This window comes from Embleya scabrispora DSM 41855 (assembly GCF_000372745.1).
GTDB lineage: Bacteria > Actinomycetota > Actinomycetes > Streptomycetales > Streptomycetaceae > Embleya > Embleya scabrispora.
On sequence record NZ_KB889686.1, the window covers coordinates 206,229 to 221,364 of the forward strand.

14 protein-coding genes and 1 pseudogene are annotated in these 15,136 nt (G+C 71.0%); 6 read left to right on the forward strand and 9 right to left on the reverse strand.

All coding sequences use genetic code 11. The annotated features are described in order from the left end of the window. Window positions 1–6: 6 nt before the first annotated feature. The gene (locus A3IC_RS0132905) at window positions 7–609 is read right to left on the reverse strand and encodes a TetR/AcrR family transcriptional regulator (RefSeq protein WP_020554336.1); all 603 of its coding nucleotides are present in this window, start codon (window positions 607–609) and stop codon (window positions 7–9) included. Window positions 610–688: 79 nt separating this feature from the next. Between A3IC_RS0132905 and A3IC_RS0132910 the strand changes: the two genes are divergently transcribed. Then, window positions 689–1,555 carry an SDR family oxidoreductase gene (locus tag A3IC_RS0132910; RefSeq protein ID WP_020554337.1) on the forward strand — a complete coding sequence of 289 codons (867 nt, stop codon included), beginning with the start codon at window positions 689–691 and terminating at the stop codon, window positions 1,553–1,555. 687 nt (window positions 1,556–2,242) lie between these two features. Here the strand turns inward: A3IC_RS0132910 and A3IC_RS0132920 are convergent. The 3 genes from A3IC_RS0132920 to A3IC_RS0132930 form a co-directional block, all read right to left on the reverse strand. Continuing rightward, window positions 2,243–2,614: a hypothetical protein gene (locus tag A3IC_RS0132920; protein ID WP_020554339.1), complete on the reverse strand. Its 372-nt coding sequence runs from the start codon at window positions 2,612–2,614 to the stop codon at window positions 2,243–2,245. A 130-nt stretch (window positions 2,615–2,744) separates the two neighbouring features. Next, a complete protein-coding gene (locus tag A3IC_RS0132925) occupies window positions 2,745–4,019 on the reverse strand; it encodes a helix-turn-helix domain-containing protein (RefSeq protein WP_205354723.1) in 1,275 nt (424 codons plus the stop codon). Between the two features lie 351 nt (window positions 4,020–4,370). Next, window positions 4,371–4,850 carry a DUF6194 family protein gene (locus tag A3IC_RS0132930; RefSeq protein ID WP_040877560.1) on the reverse strand — a complete coding sequence of 160 codons (480 nt, stop codon included), beginning with the start codon at window positions 4,848–4,850 and terminating at the stop codon, window positions 4,371–4,373. A gap of 46 nt (window positions 4,851–4,896) precedes the next feature. Here A3IC_RS0132930 and A3IC_RS57865 point away from each other — a divergent pair, with 46 nt between their 5' ends. Next, window positions 4,897–5,688, forward strand: a complete 792-nt coding sequence (locus A3IC_RS57865; protein WP_020554342.1) for a MerR family transcriptional regulator — start codon at window positions 4,897–4,899, stop codon at window positions 5,686–5,688. Between the two features lie 10 nt (window positions 5,689–5,698). Here the strand turns inward: A3IC_RS57865 and A3IC_RS70260 are convergent, their stop codons facing one another. Further along, window positions 5,699–6,049 carry a hypothetical protein gene (locus A3IC_RS70260; RefSeq protein ID WP_205354725.1) on the reverse strand — a complete coding sequence of 117 codons (351 nt, stop codon included), beginning with the start codon at window positions 6,047–6,049 and terminating at the stop codon, window positions 5,699–5,701. A gap of 22 nt (window positions 6,050–6,071) precedes the next feature. Here A3IC_RS70260 and A3IC_RS70265 point away from each other — a divergent pair, with 22 nt between their 5' ends. Then, window positions 6,072–6,260, forward strand: coding sequence for a hypothetical protein (locus tag A3IC_RS70265; RefSeq protein ID WP_040877504.1), 189 nt, complete (start codon window positions 6,072–6,074; stop codon window positions 6,258–6,260). A gap of 103 nt (window positions 6,261–6,363) precedes the next feature. On the opposite strand, the pseudogene A3IC_RS57875 reads toward A3IC_RS70265, so the two are convergent. Together A3IC_RS57875 and A3IC_RS0132955 are read right to left on the reverse strand one after the other, a co-directional pair. Beyond that, a pseudogene (locus tag A3IC_RS57875) lies at window positions 6,364–8,132 on the reverse strand (glycoside hydrolase family 13 protein). Window positions 8,133–8,163: 31 nt separating this feature from the next. Next, window positions 8,164–8,748 carry a chloramphenicol phosphotransferase CPT family protein gene (locus tag A3IC_RS0132955; RefSeq protein ID WP_020554346.1) on the reverse strand — a complete coding sequence of 195 codons (585 nt, stop codon included), beginning with the start codon at window positions 8,746–8,748 and terminating at the stop codon, window positions 8,164–8,166. A gap of 77 nt (window positions 8,749–8,825) precedes the next feature. Between A3IC_RS0132955 and A3IC_RS0132960 the strand changes: the two genes are divergently transcribed. Further along, the gene (locus A3IC_RS0132960) at window positions 8,826–9,785 is read left to right on the forward strand and encodes an alpha/beta hydrolase (RefSeq protein ID WP_026219029.1); all 960 of its coding nucleotides are present in this window, start codon (window positions 8,826–8,828) and stop codon (window positions 9,783–9,785) included. Between the two features lie 122 nt (window positions 9,786–9,907). Here A3IC_RS0132960 and A3IC_RS0132965 read toward each other — a convergent pair whose 3' ends face one another. Further along, on the reverse strand, window positions 9,908–11,512 hold the full coding sequence (locus tag A3IC_RS0132965) for an MFS transporter (protein WP_026219030.1): 1,605 nt from the start codon (window positions 11,510–11,512) through the stop codon (window positions 9,908–9,910). A gap of 186 nt (window positions 11,513–11,698) precedes the next feature. After that, window positions 11,699–12,718, reverse strand: coding sequence for an NAD(P)/FAD-dependent oxidoreductase (locus A3IC_RS0132970; protein WP_026219031.1), 1,020 nt, complete (start codon window positions 12,716–12,718; stop codon window positions 11,699–11,701). A gap of 405 nt (window positions 12,719–13,123) precedes the next feature. Here A3IC_RS0132970 and A3IC_RS0132975 point away from each other — a divergent pair, with 405 nt between their 5' ends. Continuing rightward, the gene (locus A3IC_RS0132975; protein ID WP_052173918.1) at window positions 13,124–13,882 is read left to right on the forward strand and encodes a ParA family protein; all 759 of its coding nucleotides are present in this window, start codon (window positions 13,124–13,126) and stop codon (window positions 13,880–13,882) included. After that, on the forward strand, window positions 13,882–14,733 hold the full coding sequence (locus A3IC_RS62955; RefSeq protein ID WP_020554351.1) for a hypothetical protein: 852 nt from the start codon (window positions 13,882–13,884) through the stop codon (window positions 14,731–14,733). The genes A3IC_RS0132975 and A3IC_RS62955 overlap by 1 nt, the downstream gene beginning before the upstream one ends. Window positions 14,734–15,136: the final 403 nt, after the last annotated feature.

Consider the following 15,136-nt stretch of genomic DNA (forward strand, 5'->3'; position numbering starts at 1 on the left):
GCACCGTCAGTTCGCGGCCATGCTGCCGGGTGCGGTGTCCGCGCGGTCCGGACGCAGGCCGTTGACCAGCAGCAGGAGCAGGTGCTCGGCCTGCTCCTGCGGGACCTGCTCGCGCATCCAGGCGGCGGCGTTCATCAGCGCGTGTACGTCCGCCGCCGTGACGTCGTCGCGGACCCCGCCCGCCTCGCGCGCCGAGGCCAGCAGCGTCTCGGTGATCGCGGCCATCCGCTCGCACGCCTCGTGCAATTCCGACGCCTCGTCGTCCAGTCCCTCCATCAGCAGCGCGGCGAGCCCGCGGTAGGCCGCCGCGTGTACCGCGACGGCGCCCATCCAGCGGGCGAGGGCGTCCGGTGCCGTTGCCCCGTTCGGTGGTTCGGCGGCGAACTCGAACAGCGCCGCGTGGCGTTCACGCAGCAGGGCCGCGGACAGTGCCCGTCGGTTCGGGAAGTGGCCGTACAGGGTCCCGATCGCGACGCCGGCCCGGCGGGCGATCCCCTCCAGCGAGGCGCCGGTGCCCTGTTCGCGGAACGCGTCGTCGGCCGCCGCGAGGATGCGCTCGTAGTTGCGCTGCGCGTCGGCGCGCGGTCGGCGGGTACGAGTGCCGCTCATGTCCACCTGCCCTTGCCTATTCGAGGGTGCCTCGACTTATTATTCCGAGGCACCCTCACTTTAGTCCAAGGAGCAGCACATGATCCTGGTCACCGGCGCCACCGGATCCATCGGCAGGCATCTGGTCCGCCGACTCGACGAACTCCGAGCGCCGTTCAAGGCGCTCGTCCGGGATGCGGCCAAGGGTCGGGCATTGGGCTGCCCGTACGTCGTCGGGGACTTCGACGATCCCGACTCGATCGCCGCGGCGCTGATCGGTGTCGACCGCGTCCTGCTCAACGGCCCCGGCGCGACACCGACCGCCGACGGCGGGCCGCAGCCCATGGTCGCCCAGCAGCGGACCCTCATCGACGCGGCCGGGCGGGCCGGTGTGCGGCGAATCGTCAAGGTTTCGGTTTGGCGCGCACAGCAGGGTGGCCGGCTCGCCCAGGGCGCGCACTGGGACATCGAGCAGCACCTGAAGGCGTCCGGCATCGAATGGGCCCTGCTTCAGCCCAGCGGCTACATGCAGAACTTCCTCACCGGAGCGGGCACGTTCAGCGCCGACGGCAGCCTGATCGCTCCGGCGCACGACGCGCCCGTGTCGTACGTCGACTGCCGGGACATCGCCGCCTGCGCGGCCGTGCTGCTGACCGAACCGCGAGGCGCTGGAGCGACGTTCATCCTCACCGGCCCGGAAGCCCTCACGATGGCCGAGATCGCCGGACATCTGTCCGAGACCCTCGACAAACCCGTCCACGTGGTCACCCTGAGCCCCGACGACATGACCGAACGCCTCACCGAACAGGGCCTCCCTCGACGATTCGCCACCGACGTGGCCCACTTGTGGTCCGATGTCGGCACCGGCTCCCTGACGGCCACAACCCCCGAGGTCGAGAACCTGACCGGTCACAAACCCCGCGCCTTCACCGACTTCCTGACCACCAACCGAGCCGCGTTCGGTTGATGCGGGGGCGTGGTGGGTGGTCAGCCCGTTTCGGTGGGTGTCATGTGGTGGGTGTCATGTGGTGGATGACGTCGCGGTCGGTGACGGCGGCGCGGAGTCCTTCGCTGTCGAGCCATCGGCCGAGGCGGGNGTGGAGTTCGCCCGCCTGGTCGATGGTCAGGCCGGTGACCGGGACCGGGCCCAGGCACAGGCGCGGGTCGGGTGGGGCGATGGTGGGGATGAGGTCGGGTCGGTGTCGGGCGAGGTGGTGGAGCAGGACGAGTCGGTGGTGTTCCCGGACGTGGGCGACGACGCCGGGTTCGTCGTCGGCGGGTGCGACGAACACTCGTAGGCGCAGCCCGAATCCGTCACGGACGAGCCGGGCGCGTGCGGGTGCGGGTGTGGGCTCGTCGGGGTGGCCCGGGCGCATCAGGGTCGCGGCGAGGGCGGTGGCTTCGGCGTCGGTGAGGTGGGCGGTGGCCCGGTCGGGTTCCTCGCCGACGGGGTGGTTGCCGAGGGAGAAGAAGTCCACCCGCCAGGGCTGTCGCGGTCGACTGCTGGGCGCGAGGCGCACGGTCCAGGCGGGCAGGGTAACGGTCGCGAGGGCCGCTTGGGTGTCGGTCACGGAGACTCCAGAGATGGGGTTGCGGCGGCGAACACGTGATGCTCGGGGCGGGATTCGGTGCCCTTGGTCGGGCGAGCAGCGGGTCAGCGGTTTCCCTGAGTGCCGCAGCGCTGGATGATCGGCCCCGGCAGAGTGCGTGCCAGTTCGGCCTGACCCGCCTGGACCATGTTGCGGAACTGCTCGCGTGTCCAGTGGACCGTGGTTACGCTGCCCTGGCCCTCCAGGCGGACCGCGATGGGCCGGTCCTCGAAGCCCGAGGGGCCCACGGTTGCGGTGTCTGGCCTCAGGCAGCGTGGGGAAGCGGATTCGATTCCGGAGACCACCAGGTCGACCCGCCCCACCTCCCGGTCCACGTCGTAGAGCGTGATCGGAAGCCGAAGCTCACCGGTGGCCTGGTTCAGGATGGGTGCACTGTCGAGCGTGAGCGCGGCATGTGTGCACAGGCGCCGAGTCATTGCGTCCCTCTCGCCGAGCGGAAGTCACCCGAACGTAGCGGGGCGATCACGCAACGACAGGGACAGTTCGTCCCCTATTGCGAAGGGGGACAAGCCGTCCCTGTCGAGTGTTCCGGTTCAGCCGCTCCGGTCAGCCGGCCAGGACGCCGACGTCCTCGGCGAGAGTCACCACCTCGCGGTGCAGCGGACCGCGAGTGGTTCGCCAGAGTTCCGCGATCACTGCGCGCGAGGCGGGGGTGTAGCGCACCGCCTCGGGACCAACCTCGACGGAGCGCCGCATCAGATGCAACGCCGCCGTGTGATCGTCGCGTTGGAGGTGGCTGCGGGCCGCCTCGGTCCACAGTCGTGACTGCCGTTCCATACTGGGCATCGCGGACGGATCAGCGCGATCCGCGTAGTCCAGCGCGGTACCTGCGGCGCGCAGATCGGCCGACACGCTCACGGCGTGGAAGTCCACATTTGCCCGACCGAATACCGTCCAGCGGTGGACCCAGCCCGCAGGCAGGCTCTTGGCCACCGCATCGGCCCGGCGCCAACTCGCCCAGGCTTCCCCCTCGTTACCCTGCCTGGCGTGGGTGACCGCCGCATGCAGACGCAAGGCACCGTAGAGACCTCGGGCATCATCCGAGAGGCCCTCCAGGTGTGGACGCATGTCCTCGGCAGCCTCGGTCACCACCGTCAATGCCTCACCCGGATCGGCCGCCTCGCGCAGGGCATTGCCGTAACACCAAGCCGCACCCGCGAGAGCTTCCGGCGTGTCCGCGTACTGCGCGGCGGACATGCCGCGATCGGCCACCACCCACACGAGTTCCGCGGGTGCGATGTACGCGATGTGTTGCTGGGCGAGGTGGTAGATGGTGGCCAGCACCGCGTAAGCCTCGCGACGGGCGGGTCCGTCGAGAACACGAACCGCGAGCTCGCCGTCGGTGATCAGATCAGGGAGAAGTGCGCCGATTTGCGTACGGTTGAAGCGGGCGCTGTGCCACAACGTCCACGCCGCGTCCAACCGGGCTCGGAGCGACGGCACGTCCGGACTCACGCTCGCGCCGGGTGTGTGATGCCGGCGCTTGACGGCGGTCCAGATCTGCGGGATCGACTCGTGGTGCAATGCCGGCGAAATGGGCTGCATGACGTCGCCCGTCCCGGTGAGGACGCCGAGATCGGTCAGGCCAAGGTTCGCCGCGACCCGGAGCAGCAGGCGGTAGTCGCGCAGCGGGCGCTCGCCGTTCTCGATCTTCTTGAGCCAATCGGGCCCGCGTCCGCAGAGGCCGGCGAGAACCGGTCGACTCATACCGCGACGCTCACGCAGCCAACGAATGCGCTCGCCCATGGACAGGTCGGATGGCACGTTCACGGCGACCCCCGGGGGTGTGGTGTGTCTCTTCCGCCACGGTACGCCGCACATCGCCGAATCAGCCGGCGTCCGAGTAAACGCATCTCCCCGGCACCTGACGGCGACCCGGGCGCCGACCTCGCGGTAGGGCGGTAGAGGTAGCCGTCGACCTGCGGCCGGCGGGGCGCGGCTCGCAGATCGACGGCTCGATGCGCATGATCGTCTTCGTTCACTGCGCCCAACCATGGACGAGCGGACGCCGCCGCCGATGTATCGCGTGTCGCCGATGGTGACCGGCGGCCGCACCCCCGGCACCGCGCGACCGCGGCGACCAGGGCGACCCCGGGGTCCTTCGCGAAGGCACGATGCTCGCCGGTGTGCGCGTCCACTCCGACGACCGGCAGCCGGCGGGCCGGACGGCCGTCAGCGAGTCTCCGGAGACCTCCCCGCTTCGTGTCGCCGCGCGAACCTGGCACGAGCGGCGTCGTGGGCGCTGCGCAGAAGCCGCAGGACCGTGTCCGTCGTCCTCTCACCGGGATTGACGACCGAGATCCAGCCGAGCGCCCCGTATACCGGGTGCGGCATCACACAGTCGGCGGCTGCATGGTCGCGAGGTCGGACGAGGCTGCGCGGCTCCTCCCCCGTGAGCTCTCGGAACGTCACAGGGTCGGTGTGGATGTTCACGCGCAGGCGGCCGGGAGGGTCAAGGTCGGAAGCGGCGTCGCCGGGGTGATTCTTGACGACGATCGTTCCGTAGGGCTGGACGTTTCGAGGCATCCGACCGTCGGGGGCGTAGTAGAAGAACGCATCCCCCCACGCAGGCTCGGGGAACTCGCCGCCCGGCTCCGGGACGACCACGAGCGCGCCGGTGAAGCCTCGCACGGTCGCGATGATCTGCTCCATACTCATGGTTCAAGCATCACCTTCAAGTGCTTATGTGGGGTTGGCGATGGGCGAGCTGGTGAGCGGTTCGCAACGGGTACCGCTCCGAACCACCGATGTCGCCATGAAGTCGGGGTACTCGGTGCAACAGGTTCGCGACCTGGAACGGCTGGGAGTCATTCCCCCGGCCGTGCGATCGAGCAACGGTTACCGTTCCTACACACCAGTGCACGTGCACGCCCTTCGCGCCTATCGAGGACTCGCGGGTGCTGTCGGGCCCGTCACAGCCCGGCAGATGCTCGCGGAACTGCGAACCGTGACGATCACGGAGGCAGCCTCGGCGATCGGCACCGTCCATGTTCGGCTCGCGCGGGAACGAGAGGAGGCCCTTCACGCCCAACAAGCGTTGCGCGCGATCCAGGCCGAAGCGCACCCACCCGAGTTCGAGCAGGACAGTGACGCGCTGACGATCACAGAGCTCGCCGGGGCGCTCGATGTACGTCCCTCCACCCTGCGGTTCTGGGAGCAGGAAGGGCTTGTCACCCCCGAGCGGGTGACGTCCCTGCAAGCCCGCCGCTACGGTCCTTCCGCCGCCGGAGCGGCCCGAATCGTTGCGGCCCTCCGCAGCAGCGGGTACGGCATTCCCGCAGTGCGCGAGATCATGGGTTCCCTGGGCCGACTCGACGGTCTGGGAGAGACCCAACGCATCCTGCAACAGCGCCTCGACCGAATCGCCATTCGGACCGTGGCGCTGCTCCGAGCGGGCGCGGACCTGGCGGCCGTCGTCACGGCCGCCAGGGAACCGACGACCACCCGGTCCACATCGGGCAACGTCTGCCCTGGCGACCACGCCTCGTAGGTGCCGGTCGTCAGCGTGGCGGCTTCGCCGGATGACGCGGCGGCGGATCATGCCGCCACCACGATCGCGCCCTGTCTCGCCCGAGGTTGCGCTGAAACTCGCGGAAGGCGGCCGATTCGGCGAGGCCGTCGCCGTCGACGACGTGGACGAAGGTGACACCGTCGGTCAGTCGGAAGCTGCTGTACCGCAGGCCGGGCGGTGCCGTGCTCTCCGGCTCCGCGAAGACGTTCTCGATCAGGCGCTGATTCTCCTCGGCCGCCTCGGGCTTGGTCCGATAGCGGATCGGCTGTGGCGTTTCCACGGCGATGCCGGCGACGCAGAGTGCGAGTGTCGGAGCGCTGCCCCGCGAAGCAGTCGGCATCGCCTCCGGTATCCACTCCATGATGCGCCGACTCGGGGGTGTCGTCGGAGTCGCCGTCCTGGCGACCGTGTTCGCCGCCGCCGGCGGGGGCTACGCGGCCCCCACCACGGGATTCGCCCGGGCCCTCACCGTCCGCGCCGTGCCGGCGTTCCACCGAGCCGACCTGTTCCCCTCCTTCGGCCTGCCGATCGACCGGCACGCGCAGGGGTGAACGTGAACGAGCGATCGGCGACCCCCCCAGGGCAATGCCTCGACCACCGACCGCGGTCCCACCGACGGACCTGCGACCGGTGGGCCGGCGGTCGGCTCCTCGGTCACAATCGCAACCAGGCCGCCGTATCCGACGGAAGGCCGCCATCGACAGCCACCGGCCCGCTCGACAGCAGGAGTTCGCGGTGAGCGGGTAGTTCCGCGGACTCCCGACCCAGGTTGACCACACACGCGAACCGGTCGCCGCGCCCGAACGCGAGCACGTCCGGCGGCGTCCCCGGCAACCACGTCAGGTCGCCGTCGCCGAGCGCCGACTCCGCGCGGCGCAGCCGGATCGCGGCCCGGTACAGCGACAACATCGACGTCGGGTCACCGCTCTGCGCCGCCGCGGTCCGGTCGGCCCAGTCGGTCGGCTGCGGCAGCCACGGCGGCGCCGACGCGCGTGCCGGGCTGAAGCCGTACGGCGGCGCGTCCCCCGACCAGGGCAGCGGTACGCGGCAACCGTCCCGCCCCGGCGAAGTGCCGCCCGAGCGAAGGGCCATCGGATCCTGCAACGCCGCCGGCGGGATGTCCTCCACCTCCGGCAGCCCCAACTCCTCGCCCTGGTAGACGTACACCGCGCCCGGCAGCGCCAACGTGAGCAGCGCCGCGGCCCGCGCCCGACGCATCCCGAGTACCGGGTCGGTGGGCACGCCGCGCGCCTTGGCGGCGAAGCCGAACGAGGTGTCCGCGCGGCCGTACCGGGTCACCGTCCGGGTCACGTCGTGATTGGCGAGCACCCAGGTCGCGGGCGCGGACACCGGCGCGTGCGCGGCCGGCGTGCCCTCGATCGACGCGCGCAGCCGCGCGGGCTCCCACGGGCAGGACAGGAAGTCGAAGTTGAACGCGGTGTGCAACTCGTCCGGGCGCAGGTAGCGGGCGAAGCGCTCGGTGTCCGGCAGCCAGATCTCGCCGATCAGCGCCCGCGGATCCGGGTAGGAATCGGCGATCGTGCGCCACGAGCGGTAGATGGCGTGCAGCCCGTCGAGATCGACGTACGGGTGCGGGGCGGTCGATTCCGGATCCAGGTCGGGCAGCGCCGGGTCCTTCTCCAACAGCGCCGCCGAGTCGATCCGCACTCCCGACGCGCCGCGGTCGAACCAGAACCGCAGTACGTCCTCGTGCTCCTCGCGCACGCGCGGGTGGCCCCAGTCGAGGTCCGGTTGCCGCGAGTCGAACAGGTTGAGGTACCAGTCGCCGGGCGTGCCGTCGGGGTCGGTGGACCGGGTCCAGGCCGGGCCGTGGAATTCGGATACCCAGTTGTTGGGCGGCAGTTCGCCGTGCACGCCGCGCCCGGGCCGAAACCAGAACAACTCGCGTTCGGGCGCCGCCGGGTCGGCGATCGCCGCGCGGAACCACGGGTGCTCGCTGGAGACGTGGTTGGGCACGATGTCACGATCGTGCGGATGCCCAGTTCCAGCGCATCGGTGATCAACTTCTCCGCACCGGCCAGCGTGCCGAACTCCGGTGCCACGCCCCGGTAGTCGGCCACGTCGTAGCCGCCGTCGGCCATCGGTGAGGGATACCAGGGGCTGAACCACAGGGCGTCCACGCCCAATTCGGCCAGGTACGGTAGCCGCTCCCGCACGCCGGCCAGGTCCCCGGTTCCATCGCCGTCGCCGTCGGCGAAGCTGCGCGGGTACACCTGGTAGATCACCGCGCCACGCCACCACGACGTCGTCCGCGTTCCCTGTCGGCCGTGGATCACGCGACGAGACGTTACCGGGCCGGCGGGAATCGGGCCCGTGTCGCGCGGACCCGACCCGCTGGGAGGTACCCGTCCCGTGCCCGCTCGGCATCGGGTCGTCCGGGTCGTCCGGGTCATCCGGGTCATCCGGATCGTCCGTGCTTCGGTGCCACGCGTTTCACCCGTCGAGCAGTATTCGGCGCAGGCGTTCGAAGGCGGTGGGGCTCGGGCGGTGTGGCAGGAAGTCGCGGATCCGACGGGCGCATTCGGCGGGGCTGTAGGCGTGCGTGTCGCATTCGAGGTCGTACACGCCGTGCGCGTGCACCCGGTCGAACTGAAGTGCCGCCAGGCCCGGCGGCCGATCCCCGCGCGCCTGTTCACGACGCAGCAACTCGACGCGTGGGCAACGTAATCCGATCAGAACCACATCCTCGGCGGGCAACACCTCCAGGCAATCGAGCAGGCGCCAACGCTTGCCGAGGACGTGGTCCACCACGACAGGATTGCCGGCGGCGGCCATGCCGGCGACCGCACGATGAAAGCCCTTGACCGTACGGTCGATCTCGGCATCCACGAGGTCCGGCGGGATGTGCCGTTTCGACCGCATGGCGTGGAAGGCGTCCACCGCGAGGTGGTAGTGCGATGGTTCGAGGATGCGCAGCAGTTCGGCGGCGACGCTGGACTTGCCGGAACTGGAGGTGCCGTTCAGGAAGATGATGCGCCCCGTCGCGGGCCGCGGCGATGACTCTTGCGGCGACGTCATGTCCCGAGTCTATCTGGAAATCACGGATCTATTATATCCGCAATAGGTCGTGGCGGGGTGGCCGGCAAGCTGGTGACATGGGTGATGAGCAAGTGGGAGCTCTCGCGGACCGGGAGCTTGCCGCCTACCTGGAGGCCGAGCGGCGCATGGGTGGGCCCGGTGCGCGGGAGTTGGGTGCCGTCGAGATGCGGCGGCGGCAGCGACGGCGTCTTGCGGAGCGGCCGTCCGGCCCCGATCTTGCCGAGGTTCGGGACGTTGTCGTGGATGGCCCCGCGGTGACCATGCCACCGATTGCGGCCCGCCTGTACCGACCCACCCTCGATCCGCTCCCGCTGGTGGTCTTTCTGCACGGCGGGATGTGGACCATCGGCGGTCTGGAGTCGCACGACCGGTTGTGCCGCCGACTCGCCCTCGCCGCGCGGATCGCCGTACTGGCCGTCGACTACCGCCTGGCCCCCGAACACCCCTGGCCGGCCGGGCCCGACGATGCCGCCACGGCCTTTCGCTGGGCCGCCGAGCACGCACGCGAACTGTCGGGTGCGGCGGGAAGGCCCGCGGTCGCGGGGGACAGTTCGGGCGGCCACCTGGCGGCTCTGACCTGTCTGCGGATGCGCGCCGAGGGCGGCCCGTTGCCCGCGGCGCAGATTCTTGCGTTTCCCAACACGGACCTGACGTTGTCCCGACCGAGTACGCGTGACAAGTCCACCGGTTGGGGCCTGACCACCGACGCCGTCGCGTGGGGCGTGGCCAACTTCGTTCCGGATGTGGCCCGTCGCGCCGATCCGACGGTCAGCCCGCTGCTCGCCGCCGACCTGTCGGGCCTGCCGCCGGCCGTGGTGGTTACCGCCGAGCACGACCCACTTCGCGACGAGGGCGACGAGTACGCCACCCGCCTCGCCGCCGCCGGAGTCCGTGTCCGGCACCGTCGCGAGCCCGGGATGATCCACGGCTTCCTGACCATGGACCAGGTGGCCCCGTCCGCTGCCGCGGCAGGCGACCGCTTCTTTGCCGATGCCGCCGTCATCCTTCGCGGCTGAGCCCCGGCGGACGGTCGGCCGCGGTCGCGCGCCACGTACCGTGCGGCGTGCGAGGCGAGTTGGCCGACCGTGCGTGGGCGACGTGCGCGCCGAGGCCCGAGGCTTCGCCCGATGGTCCGGCGTTACGGAGCTTTCGCCTCGGCCGGTTCCGGTTCGTTCGCCGACGGGCGAGTGGGGGACTGTGGTCCTCGGGCGAGGACGTAGAAGAAGAGGGCGGCCATGACGGCGACTCCCGCCCACATGGCCTGCTGCCAGCCTTCGACGAAGGATTCCTGGGCCGCGCGGATCACCGTCTGCGTGTGTGGTCCCGTCTGGTTCGCCACGTCGAGGGCGTTGGCAACGCCTTCGCGCGCGGTGTCGGCGGGGCCCTGGGGCACGCCGGCGAGTCGGGAGTCGATGGCCTTGCGATAGCCGGAGGACAGGAGCGCTCCGAGCAGGGCGACGCCGAGGGCGGTGCCGAATTCGCGGGTGACGTCGTTGAGCGCGGACGCGACGCCCTGGTGCTCGTGCGGGAGGGCGCCGGTGATCGCCTCGGTGGCGGGCGTCATCGACAGGCCCATGCCGCTGCCCATGGCGAGCATGCCGGGGAGGACGGACAGGTAGCCGCCGTCGACCGAGACGATGGCGGCCATGAGCGCGAGGCCGGCACCGGCCAGGAGGATGCCCGCGGCCATGGTCGCGCGAGCGCCGATACGCGCGGCGAGCCGTGGGGCCAGCCCGGACGCCGCCATCATCAGCACGGCCATGGGCATCAGCGCCACGGTGGACAGCAGGCCCGAGAAGCCGAGGACGGCCTGGAGGAACGGGAAAAGGACCACGAAGATACCCGCTTGAACTCCGAAGACCACCAGGAGTGTGATCGAGCCACCGGCCAGGGCCCGCTTGCCGAACAGGCGTACGTCCAGGAGTGCGGCATCGCGAAGGCGCAGTTCCCAGGCCACGAAGCCGATGCCGGCGAGGACACCTACGACGAGGCCGAGCAGGACCACGGGGGCGGTCCAGCCTCGCTCGGGCCCTTCCTGGAGGGCGAAGATCAGCCCGACAACCGCTACGACCGAGGCCGGCGCGCCGACGGTGTCGAAGGCGTGCGCGGATGCCTCGCGGGAATCGGGGACGGACCGCAGCGCCATGGCGAAGGCGGCGACGACGAGTGCGACGGGCAGGACGAACAGCCACCGCCAGTTGGCCACGTCGACCAGGGCGGCCGAGAGGAACATCCCCAGGACGCCGCCACCTCCGGCCACCCCGGTCCACACACCGATCGCCCGCCCCCGTTCCTCCTCGGGAAAGGTCGAGGTGATGACAGCGAGGGTGATGGGCATGATCATCGCCGCACCCACGCCACTGAACAGGCGTGCGGCAAGCATGACTTCGGCCGACGGGGCCAGACCTGCCGCCACGCCGGCGACGCCGAAGACGATCAGGCCCGCCAACAGCATCGGCTTGCGGCCGAAGCGGTCGCCGATCGCGCCGAGCGGCAGCAGGAGTGCGGCCAGGCCGAGCGTGTAGATGTTGATGATCCACAGGATCGTGCCTTGCGAGGCGCCGAAGGCGATGGCCAGGTCGGGCTGGGCGACGTTGAGTCCGGACACCGAGGCGATGACGGCCATCAACGCGATACAGACGGTGATCAGGATCATCCGACGCTGACGTTCGTCCGGCACCCCTTCGCTCGGGGCGCGGCTCGGGTCGTCGCTTACCCGGTGGGTGGGCTGGTTCGTACTCATGGGTTCCTCTCAATGGGCGTGCGGGGCACGGGGCGTGCAGGGCACAGGAGTGCGGACCACAGGGCATGCGGTATCGGCGCCGCGGCGAAGCCGAAGCACCGGAGGTTGCCGGGGGCGGCCCCGCCCGCCGCCCGCGCGGTCGGTGTGCGGCGGGTCGCGGCGCCGGTGCGGGTGCGGGCCGGGCTCTCAGACCTGGGCGCTGTCGCGCTGCGCGGCGGCGAGGGCCGCCTCGGTGTCGGCGGCGGCCAGGTCGGCATTCATGTGGGCGCCGGCCAGGGCGCCGGCCGCTGCCGAGGCGCCGACCTGGGCGGTCGGATCAGTGGCGTTACCGGCTACCCACACCCCGGGCACCTCGCCGGCGCCGGCCATGCCGGTGGCGTAGTGACGTCCCATCCCGCCGGGCAGGTCCCGCATCGGCAGCGCCAGAGCCTCCAGGCCCTCGGTACGCGCCCGCATGGTGGTCGCGACGGCGAGAACGCGCCGGGGGATGAGCCGGCCGTCGGACAGGCGCACGCCCGCGATACCGCCGCCCTCGGCGGCCACGACCCGGTCGACGGGGGTGTCGACGACACGGATGTCGCGGGCGGCGAAGCGCGCCCGGGTGTCCTCATCGAGTGGGGTACCGCGAGTGAAGTAGACGAGGTCGTCGGTCAACTGGCGGAACAGCAGCGCGTGGTGGATCGAGGCCGACGCCGGGCCCACCCCCAGGACGCCGATGGGCTCGTCGCGCACCTCCCAGCCGTGGCAGTAGGGGCAGTGCACCACGCCGTGACCCCAGTGCTCGGCGAGCCCGGGAACGTCCGGCAGACCGTCCCGCAGCCCGGTGGCGACCAGGAGGCGGCGCGCGTGCAGGATGCCGCCGTCGGCCAGGGTGACGGTGAAGCGCGGATCCCCGTCGGCGGACGGATCAACCGCAGCGGCCTCGATGACCTCGCCGGCCATCACCGTGCCGCCGTGGCGGCGGACCTCTGCACGGCCTCGCGCCGCCAACTCGCTCGGGGGGATTCCGTCCAGGCCGAGCAGGCCGTGCACGCCCTCGGCGGGCGCGTTGCGTGGGGTGCCGCTGTCGATCACGACCACCGAGCGGCGGGAACGCGCCAGGATCAGCGCGCCGCTCAGTCCGGCGGCGCCGCCGCCGATCACCACGGCGTCGAAAGTTTCACCCGGCGGCCGGTCGGTCGCATATGCGCCGGTCGTCGCAGTCATGTCGCAGTCCCTTGTCCGTGGGTGCCCCAGCCGTTGGGGCCGAGTGCGAACGACGCTAACCGAGCTTTGCCGTTCGAGCACATCATCTTGCCTATAAAGCAAGACCGGAGGGTCGGACGCCCTGGTCCGCAAACGCATCCGCACCCTGCGCGTGGACCGGCTGATGGGCCCGGCCCGCCCCGGACGACGCGGTATCCGACCCGATGATCGACGGCGCCCACCGTGCGATGCGCCGGCCCGTCAAGGATTGTCGGATCGTGCGCGGACATCCGGGATTGCCCGGTATCACCGATGTGGTGGACATCGCGGAGTGTCGGGCGTCCCGAAGCGGGGTTGCCTCGTGGGGCTCTGGCATGCTGGGCGGCGTCCGAGTACCCGTGATGGGGAAGCCAACGGAGGTCCCAGATGAGCCCTGCCCGCAGTTCGGCGTCACCGCCCAAAGCCAAAGTCGTGGTCGTCATCAACCGCAAGGGTGGTGTCGGCAAGAGCACCATCGCGGTGAACCTGGCCGCCGTGCAGGGGCAGAACTTCACCCCCACCGGGCCGATCGATCCGGACGCCGACGCACCCGTGGTCGCGTGCGGAATCGACCCGCAGGGGTCGATGGAGGACTGGGCGGACCGGGTTCCCGAGGAACTCCTGCCGTTCGACTACATGTCCACCAAGGGCAAGCCCGGCATGCTCGCCGAGCTCAAGGCGGATCCGGGGGTCGCGCGTATCGTCGTGGACAGCCCGGGCTTCATGGACACCGACCCCGAGGCCGAACTCGCCACCGACCCGCTCGGGCACGGCGCGGCGGCGGACGCACTGCGCGACATGCTCGAAGTGGCGGATCTGGCGGTGGTTCCGATCACGCCGGAGTTCATGAGCTGGTCGCCCAGCGAGTACACCATCGAGCGGGTGCTCAAGCCGCGCGGTATTCCGTACATCGCGGTGGTGAACCTGTGGGATCCGCGCGACGGGGAGACCGACCGGGCCCGGGTCGAGGCGTGGATAGACGAACGCGACTACCCCCGGGCACGGGAGCCGATTCGCAAGTACAAGATTCACGCTCATGCGGCGGAGGGCGGGCTCGTGGTCACCCAATACAAGGAGAGCGGTACGGCGTTGCGTGCCCGCGAGGACTTCTACAAGCTCGCTCTCGCGATCGAGCAGGCGATCTGATGGGCCGTCAACGTGCCCCCAGGACGGCCGCCGAGCCGCGTCGGTTGCGCACCGCCGCCGACATGGCCAAGGAACTGCCGACGCCGTTTCGGCCGCTGTCCGACAGCCCGGTGCTGATCGACGACGAGCAGCGACAACTGGCCGCGTGCGAGGCGGCGATCGAGACGTTGCGGGTCGCGTTCTGGGCGGCCGGCAAGGCATTGCAGATCGTTCGCGACGCCCGGCTGTACCGCACGCGCTACGAGACCTTCGAGGACTACTGCCTCGACCGCTGGGACATGCAGCGCCGGTACGCGGACCGGTTGATCCAGGCATGGCCGATCGCGGAGGCGTTGAGTCCAATTGGACTCAAGGCCGTGAACGAGGCCCAGGTCCGCGAACTCGTGCCGCTCGCGGGCCGGTACGGGAACGAGGCGGCCGTGACCGTGTACCGCACGGTCGCCGAGGCGGAGTCCGTACCGCTGACGGCGGCGGTGCTGCGCGGTGCGGTGGCGGCGGTAGGCGAGGCGTTCTCGCCGGCGGCGGCGGTCGAGCAGGTGCGGAACTACCTCGACTCGCTCGGCATCGAGCCGGAGGTCGAGGGCGATCGGGTGGTCGACTACACGGCCAAGGCCGCGGACACCATTCCGCGCCGCTGGCTGACCACACTGGCCCGGCAGGATCGGGCGGCGGCGGTGGCCTACCTGGACGAACTCGAACGTCAGGTGGCACGGGCGCGACGAGAGCTTGCCGAGGCGGACGTGGACGCGGCGGAGGGTTCCGGGGCGGATGCCGGGTCCGATCGCGGGGCGGGTTCCAGTGCCGTCCCGGGCGCCCGCTCGGACGCCGGCCGGGACGCCGTCTCGGCGTAGCGGCCGCGGTGCGATAGGCGCTGTGGCGCGGTCGGTGCCGTCGGCGTGGTCGGCGCGATGGCGCGTGGCCCTGGTGAGTGCGATCGGACTCGGCGGGGGTGCCGTTGCGGGCGGCCGTGGGTGCGGGCCTCCCGGTGCGCGGGGCGCGTCCTGGTGCGTGAGGTTTCCGGTCTCGGTGTGATCCGGCGGCGCCTCCGCGTCCCCATGTCTGCGTGACTTCGAGCCCCCGTGGTCACGCGGGTGTACGTGGTCCGCGCTGCCCACGTCACGGGTCGGTTTCGCGCGGTCGCTATCGGGCGCTCTCCCGAAGGTGCCGGCCGACCGGGGAGCACCGGCACGTACGCACGTACCTGCCGGTGCGGGTGCGTGGCGACCGCTACCGCTGCGGTGAAGGGGATGTCCG

Bases quoted from the DNA above. Each gene is read 5' to 3' on its own strand.
- A3IC_RS0132975 (WP_052173918.1), top strand. From the start codon at position 13,124: ATGAGCCCTGCCCGCAGTTCGGCGTCACCGCCCAAAGCCAAAGTCGTG.
- A3IC_RS0132925 (WP_205354723.1), bottom strand. From the start codon at position 4,019: ATGTGCGGCGTACCGTGGCGGAAGAGACACACCACACCCCCGGGGGTC.
- A3IC_RS62955 (WP_020554351.1), top strand. From the start codon at position 13,882: ATGGGCCGTCAACGTGCCCCCAGGACGGCCGCCGAGCCGCGTCGGTTG.
- A3IC_RS0132965 (WP_026219030.1), bottom strand. From the start codon at position 11,512: ATGAGTACGAACCAGCCCACCCACCGGGTAAGCGACGACCCGAGCCGC.
- A3IC_RS57865 (WP_020554342.1), top strand. From the start codon at position 4,897: ATGGGCGAGCTGGTGAGCGGTTCGCAACGGGTACCGCTCCGAACCACC.
- A3IC_RS70265 (WP_040877504.1), top strand. From the start codon at position 6,072: ATGCGCCGACTCGGGGGTGTCGTCGGAGTCGCCGTCCTGGCGACCGTG.
- A3IC_RS0132905 (WP_020554336.1), bottom strand. From the start codon at position 609: ATGAGCGGCACTCGTACCCGCCGACCGCGCGCCGACGCGCAGCGCAAC.
- A3IC_RS0132955 (WP_020554346.1), bottom strand. From the start codon at position 8,748: ATGACGTCGCCGCAAGAGTCATCGCCGCGGCCCGCGACGGGGCGCATC.
- A3IC_RS0132930 (WP_040877560.1), bottom strand. From the start codon at position 4,850: ATGGAGCAGATCATCGCGACCGTGCGAGGCTTCACCGGCGCGCTCGTG.
- A3IC_RS0132970 (WP_026219031.1), bottom strand. From the start codon at position 12,718: ATGACTGCGACGACCGGCGCATATGCGACCGACCGGCCGCCGGGTGAA.
- A3IC_RS0132960 (WP_026219029.1), top strand. From the start codon at position 8,826: ATGGGTGATGAGCAAGTGGGAGCTCTCGCGGACCGGGAGCTTGCCGCC.
- A3IC_RS0132920 (WP_020554339.1), bottom strand. From the start codon at position 2,614: ATGACTCGGCGCCTGTGCACACATGCCGCGCTCACGCTCGACAGTGCA.
- A3IC_RS70260 (WP_205354725.1), bottom strand. From the start codon at position 6,049: ATGCCGACTGCTTCGCGGGGCAGCGCTCCGACACTCGCACTCTGCGTC.
- A3IC_RS0132910 (WP_020554337.1), top strand. From the start codon at position 689: ATGATCCTGGTCACCGGCGCCACCGGATCCATCGGCAGGCATCTGGTC.